This window comes from Streptococcus sp. GMD4S (genome assembly GCF_000296955.1).
In genome coordinates, this window is sequence record NZ_AJRE01000242.1 from 1 (window position 1) to 1253 (window position 1253).

The window sequence follows — 1253 nt, forward strand, 5'->3', positions numbered from 1 at the left end:
AAATTCAAACGATTGATGCTATTGACGATCCCATCTGGGAAGAATTGGATAAGAAGCGTGAGGAGTACATCCAAATCCATGGTGAACGTGTGTTTGACGACGAGGAAGACGAGTGAGACTATATATCAAAAGTGACTTTAAGAAAAAAATAACATTTACCACTAGAGAGCTTGTTTGGAAAATGTGGTTTAAAGAAAGAAATGGTCAAAAAATAAGTTTCTCAAATGTCGGGGATGATGAGATGTTGCAAAATGACTTCTATTTATCTTTGAGGTTAGATAAGTGGGGAGCAAGTGGCTCTCGTTGGAAAGATGCCAAGGTTAAAGGTGGCAGTGCAATAAATTCCCAAAAATATGAAAATATTGATTTGGATTATGAGGGAAGTTATGAAAGCGACGGTAGAGAAAAGGGAAAATATCTAAGAATCGCTTCTAATTATTTGGATGTTTTAACAGTTGATAAACGTGCTATGTATATTATGGCGCTTGAAATTGCGATTGCTATTGATGGACAAATTAGTGAAGATGATAAGAAAACATGGCTAACAATCGAGGAATTCAAGGAAAAGTACCAAGATATCTTATCTCTAACCTTTGATGAAGCAAATGAGATGAGTTTGGAAGAAATTCAAACGATTGATGCTATTGATGATCCCATCTGGGAAGAATTGGATAGGAAGCGTGAGGAGTACATCCAAATCCATGGTGAACGAGTTTATGACGATGAGGAAGACGAGTGAGACTATATCTTAAAGGTAACTACGAAACTAGTATATACCAAACCTGTATAGAATTTCCTTGGAAAATGTGGTTCAAAGAACGCAAAGGTGTGGAAGTTGGTTTTTCTTACGCACGTGATGATGATTTCTATTTTAGCGTTAGTTTGGACAAATTTTCTTCAAATGATGAACGTTGGGGGGTGACTGGTTTTAAAATAGGAGATAATCCGTGGAATTCATTTAAATACGAGTATCTAATATTGGATTTTGAAGATTCCTATGAAAGCGATGAGCGTGAGAAAGGTAATTATTTGCGAATTATTTCCACTCATCTAGATATTTTAACGGTTGACAAGCGTGCTCTTTATATCATGGCGATTGAGGTAGCATCTGTCATTGACGGCCAAATCAGCGAAGACGACAAAGAAACATGGCTGAGTGTTGAAGAATTCAAAACGAAACATAAAGACCTACTGAATATGACCTACGACGAAGCAGTCGATATTAGTTTAGAAGAGATAAAGGTTTTGAAAGC

2 protein-coding genes are annotated in these 1253 nt (G+C 36.6%); both read left to right on the forward strand.

Annotation, left to right across the window (positions count from 1 at the left end):
- The first annotated feature begins 112 nt into the window (after nt 1-112).
- Complete coding sequence (locus GMD4S_RS09030; RefSeq protein WP_001242088.1) at nt 113-739, forward strand: hypothetical protein; 627 nt, start codon at nt 113-115, stop codon at nt 737-739.
- On the forward strand, nt 736-1253 hold a 518-nt coding region (locus tag GMD4S_RS09035), incomplete at its 3' end, for a hypothetical protein (RefSeq protein WP_001242123.1). The genes GMD4S_RS09030 and GMD4S_RS09035, both read left to right, overlap by 4 nt.